At 52.6% G+C, this 13,430-nt stretch carries 13 protein-coding genes; 8 read left to right on the top strand and 5 right to left on the bottom strand.

What is annotated here, in order from left to right; all coding sequences use genetic code 11:
* Positions 1–56 precede the first annotated feature (56 nt).
* From WFN87_RS14720 to rlmC, 7 genes are all read left to right on the top strand, one after another.
* Complete coding sequence (locus WFN87_RS14720) at positions 57–536, top strand: YbjN domain-containing protein (RefSeq protein WP_336983293.1); 480 nt, start codon at positions 57–59, stop codon at positions 534–536.
* Between the two features lie 383 nt (positions 537–919).
* Positions 920–2,032 carry a spermidine/putrescine ABC transporter substrate-binding protein PotF gene (gene potF, locus WFN87_RS14715; RefSeq protein ID WP_008461059.1) on the top strand — a complete coding sequence of 371 codons (1,113 nt, stop codon included), beginning with the start codon at positions 920–922 and terminating at the stop codon, positions 2,030–2,032.
* Between the two features lie 141 nt (positions 2,033–2,173).
* Positions 2,174–3,307, top strand: a complete 1,134-nt coding sequence (gene potG, locus WFN87_RS14710; protein ID WP_008461060.1) for a putrescine ABC transporter ATP-binding subunit PotG — start codon at positions 2,174–2,176, stop codon at positions 3,305–3,307.
* A gap of 9 nt (positions 3,308–3,316) precedes the next feature.
* The gene (gene potH / locus WFN87_RS14705; RefSeq protein ID WP_008461062.1) at positions 3,317–4,279 is read left to right on the top strand and encodes a putrescine ABC transporter permease PotH; all 963 of its coding nucleotides are present in this window, start codon (positions 3,317–3,319) and stop codon (positions 4,277–4,279) included.
* Positions 4,276–5,121, top strand: coding sequence for a putrescine ABC transporter permease PotI (gene potI / locus WFN87_RS14700; protein WP_336983292.1), 846 nt, complete (start codon positions 4,276–4,278; stop codon positions 5,119–5,121). The genes potH and potI overlap by 4 nt, the downstream gene beginning before the upstream one ends.
* A gap of 75 nt (positions 5,122–5,196) precedes the next feature.
* Complete coding sequence (locus tag WFN87_RS14695; RefSeq protein ID WP_166995456.1) at positions 5,197–5,670, top strand: YbjO family protein; 474 nt, start codon at positions 5,197–5,199, stop codon at positions 5,668–5,670.
* Positions 5,671–5,718: 48 nt separating this feature from the next.
* The gene (gene rlmC / locus WFN87_RS14690; protein WP_336983291.1) at positions 5,719–6,846 is read left to right on the top strand and encodes a 23S rRNA (uracil(747)-C(5))-methyltransferase RlmC; all 1,128 of its coding nucleotides are present in this window, start codon (positions 5,719–5,721) and stop codon (positions 6,844–6,846) included.
* A 77-nt stretch (positions 6,847–6,923) separates the two neighbouring features.
* Here rlmC and WFN87_RS14685 read toward each other — a convergent pair whose 3' ends face one another.
* Together WFN87_RS14685 and WFN87_RS14680 are read right to left on the bottom strand one after the other, a co-directional pair.
* Complete coding sequence (locus tag WFN87_RS14685) at positions 6,924–8,777, bottom strand: hypothetical protein (RefSeq protein ID WP_336983290.1); 1,854 nt, start codon at positions 8,775–8,777, stop codon at positions 6,924–6,926.
* Between the two features lie 71 nt (positions 8,778–8,848).
* Positions 8,849–9,778, bottom strand: coding sequence for a DUF7916 family protein (locus tag WFN87_RS14680; protein WP_336817908.1), 930 nt, complete (start codon positions 9,776–9,778; stop codon positions 8,849–8,851).
* 323 nt (positions 9,779–10,101) lie between these two features.
* Here WFN87_RS14680 and WFN87_RS14675 point away from each other — a divergent pair, with 323 nt between their 5' ends.
* Complete coding sequence (locus tag WFN87_RS14675; RefSeq protein ID WP_008461071.1) at positions 10,102–10,851, top strand: GntR family transcriptional regulator; 750 nt, start codon at positions 10,102–10,104, stop codon at positions 10,849–10,851.
* A gap of 300 nt (positions 10,852–11,151) precedes the next feature.
* Here the strand turns inward: WFN87_RS14675 and artJ are convergent, their stop codons facing one another.
* The 3 genes from artJ to artQ all read right to left on the bottom strand — a co-directional run bounded on the left by artJ (position 11,152) and on the right by artQ (position 13,423).
* On the bottom strand, positions 11,152–11,883 hold the full coding sequence (artJ, locus tag WFN87_RS14670; protein ID WP_008461072.1) for an arginine ABC transporter substrate-binding protein ArtJ: 732 nt from the start codon (positions 11,881–11,883) through the stop codon (positions 11,152–11,154).
* A gap of 155 nt (positions 11,884–12,038) precedes the next feature.
* Entirely contained in the window at positions 12,039–12,707 is a 669-nt protein-coding gene (gene artM, locus WFN87_RS14665; RefSeq protein WP_008461074.1) for an arginine ABC transporter permease ArtM, read from the bottom strand.
* Positions 12,707–13,423 (bottom strand): arginine ABC transporter permease ArtQ, encoded by a 717-nt coding sequence (gene artQ, locus WFN87_RS14660; protein WP_008461075.1) that lies wholly within the window; start codon positions 13,421–13,423, stop codon positions 12,707–12,709. Before artQ ends, artM begins: the two co-directional genes overlap by 1 nt.
* Positions 13,424–13,430: the final 7 nt, after the last annotated feature.

The following is a 13,430-nucleotide window of genomic DNA, read 5'->3' as shown; positions in this document are numbered from 1 at the left end:
ATTTTTGCGTAAGATGGCACGTTAATTTTTGAACAGGTAATGAGGTTTTTGCGTTTATGGATTCACTCGTGGTCCCGACTCTGGACACTTTACGCCGCTGGCTGGATGAAACTGGCGTAACCTTTTTCGAGTGCGATACCTGCCAGGCATTGCATTTGCCCCATATGCAGAACTTCGATGGCGTATACGACGCGAAAATCGATCTCGTGGACAACATTATTCTGTTTTCCGCATTGGCAGAAGTTAAGCCGTCGGCGCTGCTGCCGTTGGCGTCCGATCTCTCCTCGATCAACGCCAGCTCGCTGACGGTGAAAGCGTTTCTCGACATCCAGGATGATAACCTGCCCAAGCTGGTGGTGTGTCAGTCGTTGTCTGCCTCCGTGGGCATTACCCGCGAGCAGTTTGCCGCCTTTGTTCAGCAGAGCGAAGAGCAGGTTTCGATGGTGATCCTCGAGGTTTGCGCTAATCAGCTGCTTTTTGTGGCCGAAGAAGAAGAGCGCGACGGCACAATTATTCACACCCACTCTCTGCACTGATCCTTTCTTTTTTTAACGCAGCGGCCACCAGCGCCGCTGCGTTCTGCATGTTTTTATTCTGTCATAAAGCCGTCACAGCCAGACAAATCCCTGCCATAAGGCGCGTTTTTGCCGCCTGAATAGACGAAAGATGTCTAAAAAGTTGATAAAAGGCGTTTTTTCATCCGGGCTATAGTCGCCAACCCTGGCTACAGTTATTCTTGCTTGGCCGTAAAAACGAGCAACGTCTGCGTGAAGATTACCCAAATTCTTTTTCAGCAGAATGAATAGAGATGCATGAATTTTGCATGCTAAAAAAGCGTGCGGCGAATGCGGATAAGCCACATTGCGTAAATTCGGCTCATTCGAGCCTGGTTTGGCCTTTATTCAGAAGGAATGAAATTATGCTCTACCTACGTAAAAAAGGGTTGTTGGGGATGGTTGCTGGCGCGCTGATGGTGGCTTCTGCCGCCAGCTCTGCCGCCGAACAAAAGACGCTGCACGTTTATAACTGGTCTGACTATATAGCCCCGGATACCCTGGCAAACTTCACGAAAGAGACCGGCATCAAAGTGGTCTACGACGTGTTTGATTCCAACGAAGTGCTGGAAGGGAAGCTGATGGCGGGCAGCACGGGCTATGACCTGGTGGTGCCGTCTTCGCAGTTCCTTGAGCGCCAGGCGCAGGCCGGCATCTTCGAGCCGCTGGATAAAAGCAAACTGCCGAACTACAAAAACCTCGACCCGGAAATGCTCAAGCTGGTGGCGCAAAACGACCACGATAACAAATACGGCATTCCGTACATGATGGTGACGACCGGCATCGGCTACAACGTCGATAAAGTGAAAGCCGTGCTGGGGAAAGACGCGCCGGTGGACAGCTGGGATCTGATCTTCAAGCCGGAAAACCTTGAAAAACTGAAAAGCTGCGGCGTGTCGTTCCTGGACGCGCCAAGTGAAATTTACGCGACCGTGTTGCACTACCTGGGCAAAGATCCGAACAGCACCAACGCCGCGGACTACACCGGGGCGGCTAACGATCTGCTGATGAAGCTGCGGCCAAATATTCGTTACTTCCATTCGTCGCAGTACATCAACGACCTTGCCAACGGTGACATCTGCGTGGCGATTGGCTGGTCCGGGGATATTCTGCAGGCGGCAAACCGCGCCAAAGAAGCTAAAAATGGCGTGAATGTTGCTTATTCCATTCCTAAGGAAGGCGCGATGGTCTACTTCGATATGTTTGCCCTGCCGGTAGATGCGAAGAATAAAGACGAAGCGTACCAGTTCCTGAACTACCTGATGAAGCCGGACGTTATCGCCAACATCAGTAATCATATTTACTACGCGAACGCCAACAAAGAAGCTACGCCGTTACTGAGCGAAGAGGTCCGCAGCAATCCGGGAATTTACCCGCCGGCGGATATCCGTGCCAAGTTGTTCACACAAACGGTGATGCCAGCGAAGATTGACCGGGTTATCACCCGCGCGTGGACTAAGGTTAAAACAGGCAAATAGTCCTGTGACACCCTGCACCGGGCGGTTGCACCAGAGTTGTGCAATCGCCCCAGCCTGAACGGAAGCCCTTGTTTCCAGAATGGCGAAAAGTACGGCAACCGGGCCGTATCTTCTTTTTGCTTTTGCCGGAGAGCAACAGAATTGAACGACGCAATCCCTCGCCCGCAGTCCAAAACACCCAAAGCGCTGACGCCGCTGCTGGAAATTCGTAACCTCACTAAATCGTTTGATGGCCAACATGCCGTGGATGACGTCAGTCTGACCATCTACAAAGGCGAAATTTTTGCTTTGCTGGGTGCCTCGGGCTGCGGCAAATCCACGCTGCTGCGCATGCTGGCGGGGTTTGAACAGCCAAGTGCCGGGCAAATCATGCTTGATGGCGTCGATTTGTCGCATGTGCCGCCTTACCAGCGCCCAATCAATATGATGTTCCAGTCCTACGCGCTGTTCCCGCATATGACCGTGGAGCAAAACATCGCCTTTGGCCTGAAGCAGGACAAACTGCCGAAGGCGGAAATTACCAGCCGGGTGGCAGAAATGCTGACCCTGGTACACATGCAGGAGTTCGCCAGGCGCAAGCCTCACCAGCTGTCCGGCGGCCAGCGTCAGCGCGTGGCGTTAGCCCGAAGCCTGGCCAAGCGTCCCAAATTATTGCTGCTCGACGAGCCGATGGGGGCGCTGGATAAAAAGCTCCGTGACCGGATGCAGCTGGAAGTAGTGGACATCCTTGAACGCGTCGGCGTGACCTGCGTGATGGTGACCCACGATCAGGAAGAAGCGATGACCATGGCCGGGCGAATTGCCATCATGAATCGCGGCAAGTTCGTGCAAATTGGCGAGCCGGAAGAGATTTATGAGCACCCAACCACCCGCTATAGCGCAGAGTTTATCGGGTCGGTAAACGTCTTCGAAGGGCTGCTGAAAGAGCGTCAGGACGACGGGCTGGTGATAGACAGCCCCGGACTTGTGCATCCGCTGAAGGTGGATCCTGATGCTTCCGTGGTGGACGGCGTACCGGTCTTCGTTGCGTTGCGCCCGGAAAAGGTGACGCTTTGCGAGGAGCCGCCCGCCGATGGCTATAACTTTGCCGTCGGAGAAGTGGTGCATATCGCCTACCTCGGCGATCTCTCCATCTACCACGTTCGGCTGAAAAGCGGGCAGATGATCAGCGCCCAGCTGCAAAATGAGCACCGCTACCGTAAAGGAGCGCCCACCTGGGGGGATGAAGTTCGCCTGTGCTGGGATGCCGACAGCTGCGTGGTTCTGACGGTTTAAGGGGGCAAGATGACAACACTTTCTGAAGGCCCGGCAGAGACGGCGGTTCCTCAGCCCTCGGGCGTGAAGCGTTTGCTTGCCCGTTTGCAGATGGCGCACGGGCGCAAGCTGGCGATCGCGCTGCCCTATTTGTGGCTGATCCTGCTGTTTATGCTGCCGTTCCTGATCGTCTTTAAGATCAGTTTTTCGGAAATAGCCCGGGCGATCCCGCCTTACAGCGACCTGGTGAGCTGGGCCGATGGCCAGCTGTCGATCACCCTGAATCTGGCGAACTACTTCCAGCTGACGGACGATCCGCTCTACTTCGAGGCTTATCTGCAATCTTTGCAGGTCGCGGCGGTGTCAACGCTGTGCTGCCTGGCGCTGGGCTATCCGCTCGCGTGGGCGGTGGCACACAGTAAACCCTCAACGCGAAACATCCTGCTGTTGCTGGTGATCCTGCCTTCATGGACCTCGTTCCTGATCCGCGTGTATGCGTGGATGGGCATCCTGAAAAACAACGGCATATTGAATAACGTGCTGCTTTGGCTCGGGGTTATCGACCAGCCGCTGACGATCCTGCACACCAATCTTGCGGTCTACATCGGGGTAGTTTATGCCTACCTGCCTTTCATGGTGCTGCCGATTTATACCGCGCTAACGCGCATAGATTATTCGCTGGTGGAGGCTTCGTTAGATCTCGGCGCGCGGCCGCTGAAAACGTTCTTCAGCGTGATTGTGCCGTTGACCAAAGGCGGGATTATTGCCGGTTCGATGCTGGTGTTTATTCCGGCGGTAGGGGAGTTTGTTATCCCGGAACTGCTCGGCGGGCCGGACAGCATAATGATTGGCCGCGTCCTGTGGCAGGAATTCTTTAATAACCGCGACTGGCCGGTGGCCTCAGCCGTGGCGATTATCATGCTTCTGCTGCTGATCGTGCCGATCATGTGGTTCCACAAATACCAGAACAAAGCGGGGGAGGACCACGCATGAACAGCTTACCGGTTGTGCGCTCTCCGTGGCGTATTTTGATTCTGGTGATTGGCTTTACCTTCCTGTATGCGCCCATGCTGATGTTGGTTATCTACTCGTTTAACAGCTCTAAGCTGGTGACGGTGTGGGCCGGCTGGTCAACGCGCTGGTACGGGGAGCTGTTCCGGGATTCGGCGATGATGAACGCCGTTGGCCTGAGCCTGACCATTGCTGCGGCGGCCGCCACGATGGCCGTTATCCTGGGGACGATTGCTGCCGTGGTGATGGTGCGTTTTGGTCGCTTTCGTGGCTCAACCGGCTTTGCCTTTATGCTAACGGCACCGCTGGTGATGCCGGATGTGATCACCGGGCTTTCGCTACTGCTGCTGTTCGTGGCGCTGGCGCACGCGATTGGCTGGCCGAGCGACAGGGGAATGCTTACCATCTGGCTGGCGCATGTGACGTTCTGCACCGCCTATGTTGCGGTTGTCATTAGCTCACGCCTGCGGGAACTGGACCGCTCCATTGAAGAAGCGGCAATGGATCTGGGGGCGACGCCGCTGAAAGTGTTCTTTGTGATCACCGTGCCGATGATCTCGCCCGCCATTATCTCCGGCTGGCTGCTGGCGTTCACGCTTTCGCTTGATGACCTGGTTATCGCCAGCTTCGTGTCCGGGCCGGGTGCGACCACGCTGCCGATGCTGGTGTTCTCGAACGTGCGCATGGGGGTTAACCCGGAAATTAACGCCCTGGCGTCCATTATTCTCGGCGTTGTGGGCGTTATCGGCTTGATTGCATGGTGGTTTATGGCGCGGGCAGAAAAGCAGCGGCTGCGCGATATCCAGAGTGCAAGACGTGGTTAAAACGCCTAAAATCTGCAATGATGTGCCTCCGGTGCCGCGCTTGTCGCGGCACCGTGACGTAAGGAACGCGAGGTTGTGGAAATTATCAGGAAACAGCGGTCATCCCATGCAAAATTAAACGTCCCCACGCTGGTGATGGTGGCGGCTATCGGCATCGTCACTACCCGATGCCTCGACCTGCTGCTGCTGTTTAATATGCTCGGAGTTAGCGGGGTGATGGATTTTGTCCATCGCAGCGTGCAAACCTGGCCCCTGACGCTGGTTTTTCTCGGCAGCCTGTTGATGCTGTTTGTCGAACTGCGTTGCGCGTTCGTCATCGTCAAAGGGCGTAACTGGGGACGCTGGCTGTTCCTGCTGACCCAAATTATTTCCGTGACCTGGTTGTCTCTGTCCTCCCTGGGCTGGGGATATCCTGAATTATTCAGCGTTGCCGGGGGCACTAAGCGCGAGATCTTCCGTTCGCTGTTTACCCAAAAGCTGCCCGATATTCTGGTGCTGATTTTGCTGTTTGTCCCCGCCCGCAGCCGGCTTTTTTTCAGACTTCAGTAAGCGCGGAGTGCTACAATCTGCGCCCTCGTTTTTTCTCAGGGTTTTTCTATGCAATGCGCGCTCTATGATGCCGGCCGCTGTCGTTCCTGCCAGTGGATTGAACAACCGGTGGAAGACCAGCTTCTCGCTAAAATGACCGATCTCCGGCAGCTGCTGGAAGGCATTGCCGTGGGCGAGTGGTGCCAGCCGGTCAGCGGCCCTGAGCAGGCATTTCGCAACAAAGCTAAAATGGTGGTTAGCGGCAGCGTGGAAAAACCGCTGCTGGGGATGTTACACCGCGACGGCACGCCCGAGGATTTAACCGACTGCCCGCTGTATCCTGTTTCATTTGAGCCTGTTTTTGCGGCATTGAAGCCCTTTATTGCCCGTGCGGGATTAACGCCCTACAGCGTGGCACGTAAGCGTGGAGAGCTGAAGTATCTCCTGCTGACCGAAAGCCTGGCGGATGGCGGCATGATGCTGCGCTTTGTGCTGCGTTCGGAAAGCAAGCTGGGGCAGTTGCGAGCGGCGCTGCCGTGGTTACAGCAGCAACTCCCTCAGCTCAAGGTGATTTCGGCCAACATTCAGCCCGTACACATGGCGATTATGGAAGGTGAGCAGGAGATTCTGCTGACCGAACAGCGTGCGCTCGAAGAGGTTTTCAACGGCGTACCGCTCTATATTCGTCCGCAAAGTTTCTTCCAGACTAACCCTCAGGTTGCTTCCCGGTTGTATGCCACCGCCCGTGACTGGGTGCGCGCGCTACCCGTCAACCATATGTGGGATCTGTTCTGCGGCGTGGGAGGTTTTGGCCTGCACTGCGCCACGCCGGAGATGAAGCTTACCGGGATTGAAATTGCCCCGGAGGCGATAGCCAGCGCACAGCAGTCGGCTGAAAAACTGGGCCTGCATAATATTCATTTTCAGGCGCTGGATTCCACTCAGTTTGCCGTCGCCCAGCAGGATATCCCGCAGCTGGTTTTGGTGAACCCGCCGCGCCGTGGGATCGGTAAAGCGCTGTGCGATTATCTGACGCAGATGGCTCCGGCGTTTATCGTCTACTCAAGCTGCAACGCGCAGACCATGGCGAAGGATATTCAGATGCTGCCGGGTTATCGCTTGGTGCGTACCCAGCTGTTTGATATGTTCCCGCATACTTCGCATTACGAAGTGTTGACGCTGCTGGTCCGGGACTAACATTTGGGAAGCGGAAGCCGCCGGGTTGGTGCCGTCACGATGCGTGTTTCCGCTTTTATATGTAGCCGTTTAGACTGTCAGAAGCCAGTGATCATGATATCACCCAGCCTGTGTTTAATGACGTTCATCTCGTTGATAAATAATGTGTTCCAATTTTTTGAACCATCTTTAAACAACTTAGCAACTTGCTGACGTAAGGGCAGCTCAGGCATTTCCGTTTCAGAAATCTCAATAGCGTTGCTGAGCATTTTGTTATTTTCAAGCATCAGTCCCAGTTCCCATGGGCTGGCGAAATGAACGGGATTGGTCGCTTTGTCGCTATACCAGATGCTAATGCTGCCTGTGGGTGAGGAGGCCAGAGCCTGCATGCCCTGAAGCACAATTTTTAGATAACGGCGGGTAGCTTTTAATACCACCGACTGATTCATTTTTTCCTCTAAATTTTTCAATCGCAGGGAATCATTGGCGAGTGGAAGCTGCCTGAACAAAATGTCGTGTGCCTTTGAAACATAAGTTTCCTGCGAGGATATGGCTTCAATCAATGCGGCCAGCGTTAAAGATGTATCGATAACGTCAGGTTCAGTAGAAACATATTTGTCGAGCGCCGCGTCAAGTTTTTCATTTACTTCCAACTGGTAGATAAAGTCTCTTGTAGCGGCATGACTGCTGAGATATTTGGTGTTGGCCAACTGTTCGTTGTGCCCTTCAATAGGCAGTACCAGCAGACGGGATTTACATGGAGTATTACGATGTAAGTAACTGAATTCTCCGTTGGTACCAGCCCCTGCGGTGGTAATGCCATCAGCATCGGCCAGGTAGGCCAGATGCAGTGCGTTATAGTTTCCAACTGCTTTTGCACCGCAGAATAAAAATATGCGCCGGGAATAATGCTCATCGTTCTGACTGATTTTAGACAGAACATGCTGGGCAATGAGATTGCTTTTCTTATGCGCAAAAACATAAACAATGTTGCGTAGAGCCATGTTTGCCATGCATCTGCTCCCTGCTATCACTCCCGCAAAGAGAGCACCGCTCCCTAAGGCACTCGCGACCGCATTCAAGGGGAGAGCGTGAGCCTGCAGCAATTGAATAATTTTCGTATGTGCTTCTCTTATTCCGCTGGCGGAGGTGATCCGCAGCATGTCGGCGGTAGATTTGACCGAACTCAGCGTATTTTTTTCGCCAAGGGATATATGAGAAATATTTTCGAAAGTACTGCCCAATACCTTTGCTAACAACGCATATTTTGGCAGTAAGTTCATTGCCGAATTTTTGGGATCCAGCAGAATGGCGTGATTTTGCTGATCCAGACGGTGTATAGCCGGCACGCCAGCTTTGGCGGCTGATTTTTGCAGGGAATAATCCATATCAGTAAGTACATAGATACGTTTTTGAAACGCTTTTATGTCGAGATATTTTTTCAGATGGCTAAAAAGATCGGCGCTTTCAATAACGGGAAGTTTATTGATGTCGAGGATATTGCTAAGAAACATTTCCGGGGATAGGGTTCGCGTACGATGAGATATATCAGGTAGTAAGGCGGGACGATTGTTGCGATATCGTAAAGGATTACTGTCCAGTCTTTCAAGTATTTTTGCATCGTCTGACCCTCCAGTTTTATCATCCAGATAACCGTAGACGGGCTTAGTTGACTCTGTCAGTAAGACGTGAATTCCTCGGCTTGCCAGCTTATTTGCAAGCGTCTGGAGTTCTCCCCGGCGCTGGACATTCTCCCAGGCGGGGGGGGCATGAAATATTACTATGGAATCTTTAGGTAGCGTGTCTTGCTGAAGGGCATGATCGATTATTTGTAATAGTCGACCGGTATGCCCTCCACCCGTAGGCGAATAGCCGACGATTAGGAGCTTTGTTGTTTTTTCCAGATTAAATTGAGTTAATAGACGCGAAAGTGAGGATGCAGCAAGTGGCATAATTATCGTACCTCATCGATATTTCATTGTGGGCGCATTCCAGCCGGTGTACCGGTCGGAATTAGTCATCATTAACGATTCACTGAGCGGGCGATCCGGCTGTAGGTATGCCTGACTCCTCTGATAGCTATCCCGTAGGCGAAAATATTTTCTGGCAGCGCGATCCCCATATAACCGGTATCGCCAATATGATGCAGGTCGGCACCGGCCATTTTGCTCATCAAGGCTATCTGGCGAACGGTATCCCGATCGGCACCTTCCTGAGAGGTACCAATAGCCGTCATTGCCATCATGCCAGCCGAGTGTGCGCAGCGAATTAGTGAGCTGGCTGCCTCAATACTCATGCCCGGTACAGTACCCGGGGCTGGGATCAGCGCAATATCAACGCCCTGGCGGGCAAATTCATGGAGATCGCTTTCATTTATAATGGCTGCACCGCTTTCCTGAACCACGCCCGCACCGTGCATTTTTCCACTGATAATGACGGCCTCGTCGCCAATGGCACTGCGGATTTTTCCTGCCGACTGAGCCAGAGCCATATTGCTGACGCCATTGTTTGGGTTACCAGTAAGAACTAAAATTTTTGCCCCCATCTTTACCAATTTGCGGGCATTCTCAGGTGTCGCCGCACGGCCTGGCTTCATTTTCCATAACTCATCATGTTCCGTGGCAAACCGTGGATCGACGGCTTCGAGATTGACGCCAATTACGCGGCCGGTTAGCTGTTGGAGCACATGTAAGGTCTGTGCCGGATCAATATCACCCGGCATGCCCTGTATCAAAGGTTGTTGGCAGTCGAACATATTGATCAGCAGAATATCGGCACCCTGAGAGGCTGCAAGTTCAGCATTCGTGATGTTCGCGAGCAGAGGTTGAGTGATAGCGATGGTTTCACTGACCATTACCCGACCCTCGCTAGCGCGGATAGCGTGAAGTAGCTGCGGTTTGGTGAGCGCAGCCAGCTCAGAAGCACTGCAGTCGAGTAAACGTTTCGATGTCATCATAGATTTCCTCATTGGCGCAGTAGTTAACGAAATCCTCCTGCGTTCTGCAGGGTATTTGTGTGGGAAAAAACGGTATTTCACCGTAATAAACGTTCCTGCATAAAAATCATTTGCAAATTCAAATGTTCACTATGTACCGGTTGTGTACCACTTGTGTACCATAATGGTAATGAGGGGAATTTTCATACTTATTTTGTCTTTTTTGTGATCTTGTACGGCTCTTTAGATCGCCAGAACAATCAAAAATCACGTCGTTGATATTTGTGTTGTTAATAAGTGGTATAGTTGAATCGCTACCTGGCAAACTGGACGTAAAGAGAATGAAGTTGTTGCAACCTGCTGATTTAAAAATCGATGGTTCAAATGCCATGCCGCTGTATCTGCAATTGGCGAATGAGATCCAGCGCGTGATTGATGAAGGTCAGCTTCGCCCTGGAGATGCATTGCCTTCAGAGCGCACGCTGATGGAGGCGTTAGGTATTTCTCGGGGTACCACCAGAAAAGCTATTGAGCAGCTTATCGAGGATCGAAGCCTTGTCCGAAATCCTGGCTCCGGGACCTATGTTGCTCCTCACGTTCGCCAGTCATTAGTCCAGCTGGAGAGCTTCAGTGAAATAGCCTTTGCCAGCGGGGGAGAGGCACAAAGCGAATTGGTGGGCTATGTTCGTCGAGCTGCGACTGAAAAAGAACAACAATTTTTACAGCTCGCAGAAAGTCATAAAGATATTGTCGAGCTGACGCGCCTGCGTAAAATTAGTGGCACCGTCGTTTCGGTGCAGAGGGCGATATTACCCGCGCCGTTGCTGAATAAAATCAACGAATTGAATGAATCGCTCTATCGCTATCTTGAGGAAAAAGGCGTCCCGGTGTTATCAGCCACCCAAAAATTTAGCGCAGTTGCCGCAGATAAGCACTTGGCCTATTACCTGAATATCTCGGAACGCGATCCTATATTATTGGTCACCCGTATCGGGTATAGCCATAATAATATTCCCGTGGAATATACGCAGACATGGTGTCTGAACGAATATTACGATTTCAAAATTGAACTCAAAACGACAGGTAAATAATCCATCAGGAAAATAAAATGCTACCCATTAGCGCCAGCATAATGTTATTTATTTTAAATTACCTGATGAATAAATATTATTTATCCAGAAGGGGATTTTATTATTCAGATTATGTTTTTGTATTCAGAATAACTAGCGTCGAGCATGTGGCTTGCCGATTAGATGAGTGGCGGCTCGCAGATGTGAGCAGGGATAAACCTGAGAGTGTGTTGCAACCTCTCAGGTTAGAAGAATAGCTAATATAGATCAGGCTAATAACCGGGTACGAAAGGCCATCATTTATAATGAATACAGGAGTTATCAGCCTGGGAACCACTGAGTGCTGATCTTCTGGTAAGTCCCGTCCGCTTTAATCGCCGCCAGCGCGTCGTTCAGCTTCTTCAGCAGGGCCTGATTATCCGGGCGAACCGCAATCCCTAAACCGGTGCCAAAGTACTGTGAGTCGGTCACATGCTTGCCCACGGTGCCCAGCTGCGGATTGGTCTTCAGCCATTCGTTCACCACGGCGGTATCACCAAACACGCCATCAATACGGCCATTTTTCAGGTCAATAATCGCGTTCTGGTAACTGTCGTAGGAGACGGTTTTGATCTCAGGATGTTTATCCTGCAGGTATTTCTGGTGCGTGGTGCCGTTTTCCATCCCGATACGTTTGCCTTTGAGATCGTCCAGCGAAGCAAACTGGCCTTTTTTCGCAATCACCACCGCCGAGTTGGCGTAGTAAGGGTTGGTAAAGGCGACCTGTTTGGCCCGCTCAGGTGTGATATCCATCCCGGAAATCACCGCGTCGTATTTACGAAACTTCAGGGAAGGGATCAGGCTGTCAAATGCGTGGTTGGTGAAGGTACATTCTGCCTGCATTTGTTTGCATAATGCTTTGGCCAGATCGATATCGAAACCGACGATCTGATTGCTGGCGTCCAGAGATTCAAAAGGAGGATAGGTTGCCGAAGAGCCGAAGTTGATTTTCTCCGCTGCGGCCGCGCTGAATGCGGTTGTAGCGAACATGGCGGCTAACAGTAACTTTTTCATGCGTGTTGCTCCTGTCTGTCAATATTGTTTTAAGTCGCCGTTTCCCGGCGTCAAACCACCATGCCAAATAGTGAATTTATATGCAATAAAAATGTATATTTATAATTAAATGAGCGTAAAAAAAGCGGGTTGCCCCGCTTTGTCTGTTAGCTTGTCTAGCTGCGGTGTTCAAAGGCCAGTGCCCGGCGTTCAATCAGGCGCATCAGCAAGGTAAGCAGCCCGTTGACGATGAGGTAGACCAGACCGGCTGCGCCGAAAACCGCCACATCATAGGTGCGGCCATACAGAAGCTGCCCGTAGCCCATCACTTCCATCAGCGTAATGGTGTAGGCCAGCGAGGTGCTCTTGAACACCAGCACGACTTCGTTCGAGTAAGAAGAGAGTGCGCGCTTGAAGGCGTACGGCAACAGGATGGCCAGCGTATCTTTCTTGCTCATCCCTAAGGCGCTGCAGGACTGCCACTGACCTTCCGGTATAGCGCGAATTGCCCCGTAAAACAGCTGCGTGGTGTATGCGGCGCTGTTCAGAGAGAGCGCAATCAACGCGCACAGCCACGGTTCGGAAAGCAGATGCCACAGCACCGGATAATGCTGAAGCGACGGGAACTGCCCTGGACCGTAGTAAATCAGGAAGATCTGCACCAGCAGCGGCGTGCCGGTAAACAGCGTGATGTAGGCGCGCACAATATGCACCAGCCCCGGCGTTTTCAGCGTCAGAACAATGGTGAACAGCAGCGACAGCACGAGCGCAACGGCAATGGAAGCGGCGGTGAGCGTCAGGCTGGTGTGCAGACCCTTCATCAGCTCCGGTAAATACTCGAGCATCAGCCAGGTCTCCGTTCAAAGCGCGTGGCGCGCAGGTCAATGCGCTTCAGGATGTACTGACTCAGCAGGGTGATGACCAGATAAATCGCCGCCGCAATCACGTACCAGGTAAACGGCTCCTGGGTGCGCGTGGCGATACTTTTGGTTTGCAGCATCAGGTCATTCACGCTGATAAGCGACACCAGCGCGGTGTCTTTCAGCAGCACCAGCCACTGGTTACCGAGGCCCGGCAGCGCGTGACGCCACATCTGCGGCATGACCAGCCGGAAGAAAATCGCAGTTTTGGATAAACCCAGCGCCTGCCCCGATTCCCACTGCCCAACCGGCACCGCTTTCAGCGCGCCGCGCAGCGTCTGTGACGCGTAGGCGGAATAGAGCAGGGAGAGGGCAATCACGCCGCAGAGAAACGGGCTGACGTCAAAGTTCTCAATCTCCATTTTGACCGGGATCGCGGTAAAACCGAGGTTGAGGGTGAAGCCGTCAGAGAGTATCAGCAGCAGCTGGGAGGAGCCGAAGTAGATAAACAGCACCACCAGGATTTCAGGCAGGCCGCGGAAAAGCGTGACTACCCCGGAGCCTATCCATGCCACCGGGCGCCATTTGGCGGATTCCCAGACGGCAAAAATCATCGCCAGCACGAGGCCGACGATGAGGGCACAAACGGCAAGGCCGACGGTCATCCCGGCGGCGCTTGCTAATGGAAACAATTCGTTCATCGAGTCG

It is taken from the genome of Cedecea sp. AS113, from assembly GCF_037152415.1.
Classification (GTDB): Bacteria; Pseudomonadota; Gammaproteobacteria; order Enterobacterales; family Enterobacteriaceae; genus Cedecea.
This window is presented reverse-complemented; position numbering and strand designations above follow the sequence as displayed.

What these genes read in the sequence shown, in the direction of transcription:
- WFN87_RS14720 (WP_336983293.1), top strand. Translation starts at nt 57, where the DNA reads ATGGATTCACTCGTGGTCCCGACTCTGGACACTTTACGCCGCTGGCTG.
- potF (WP_008461059.1), top strand. Translation starts at nt 920, where the DNA reads ATGCTCTACCTACGTAAAAAAGGGTTGTTGGGGATGGTTGCTGGCGCG.
- potH (WP_008461062.1), top strand. Translation starts at nt 3,317, where the DNA reads ATGACAACACTTTCTGAAGGCCCGGCAGAGACGGCGGTTCCTCAGCCC.
- potI (WP_336983292.1), top strand. Translation starts at nt 4,276, where the DNA reads ATGAACAGCTTACCGGTTGTGCGCTCTCCGTGGCGTATTTTGATTCTG.
- rlmC (WP_336983291.1), top strand. Translation starts at nt 5,719, where the DNA reads ATGCAATGCGCGCTCTATGATGCCGGCCGCTGTCGTTCCTGCCAGTGG.
- WFN87_RS14685 (WP_336983290.1), bottom strand. Translation starts at nt 8,777, where the DNA reads ATGCCACTTGCTGCATCCTCACTTTCGCGTCTATTAACTCAATTTAAT.
- WFN87_RS14680 (WP_336817908.1), bottom strand. Translation starts at nt 9,778, where the DNA reads ATGACATCGAAACGTTTACTCGACTGCAGTGCTTCTGAGCTGGCTGCG.
- WFN87_RS14675 (WP_008461071.1), top strand. Translation starts at nt 10,102, where the DNA reads ATGAAGTTGTTGCAACCTGCTGATTTAAAAATCGATGGTTCAAATGCC.
- artJ (WP_008461072.1), bottom strand. Translation starts at nt 11,883, where the DNA reads ATGAAAAAGTTACTGTTAGCCGCCATGTTCGCTACAACCGCATTCAGC.
- artM (WP_008461074.1), bottom strand. Translation starts at nt 12,707, where the DNA reads ATGCTCGAGTATTTACCGGAGCTGATGAAGGGTCTGCACACCAGCCTG.
- artQ (WP_008461075.1), bottom strand. Translation starts at nt 13,423, where the DNA reads ATGAACGAATTGTTTCCATTAGCAAGCGCCGCCGGGATGACCGTCGGC.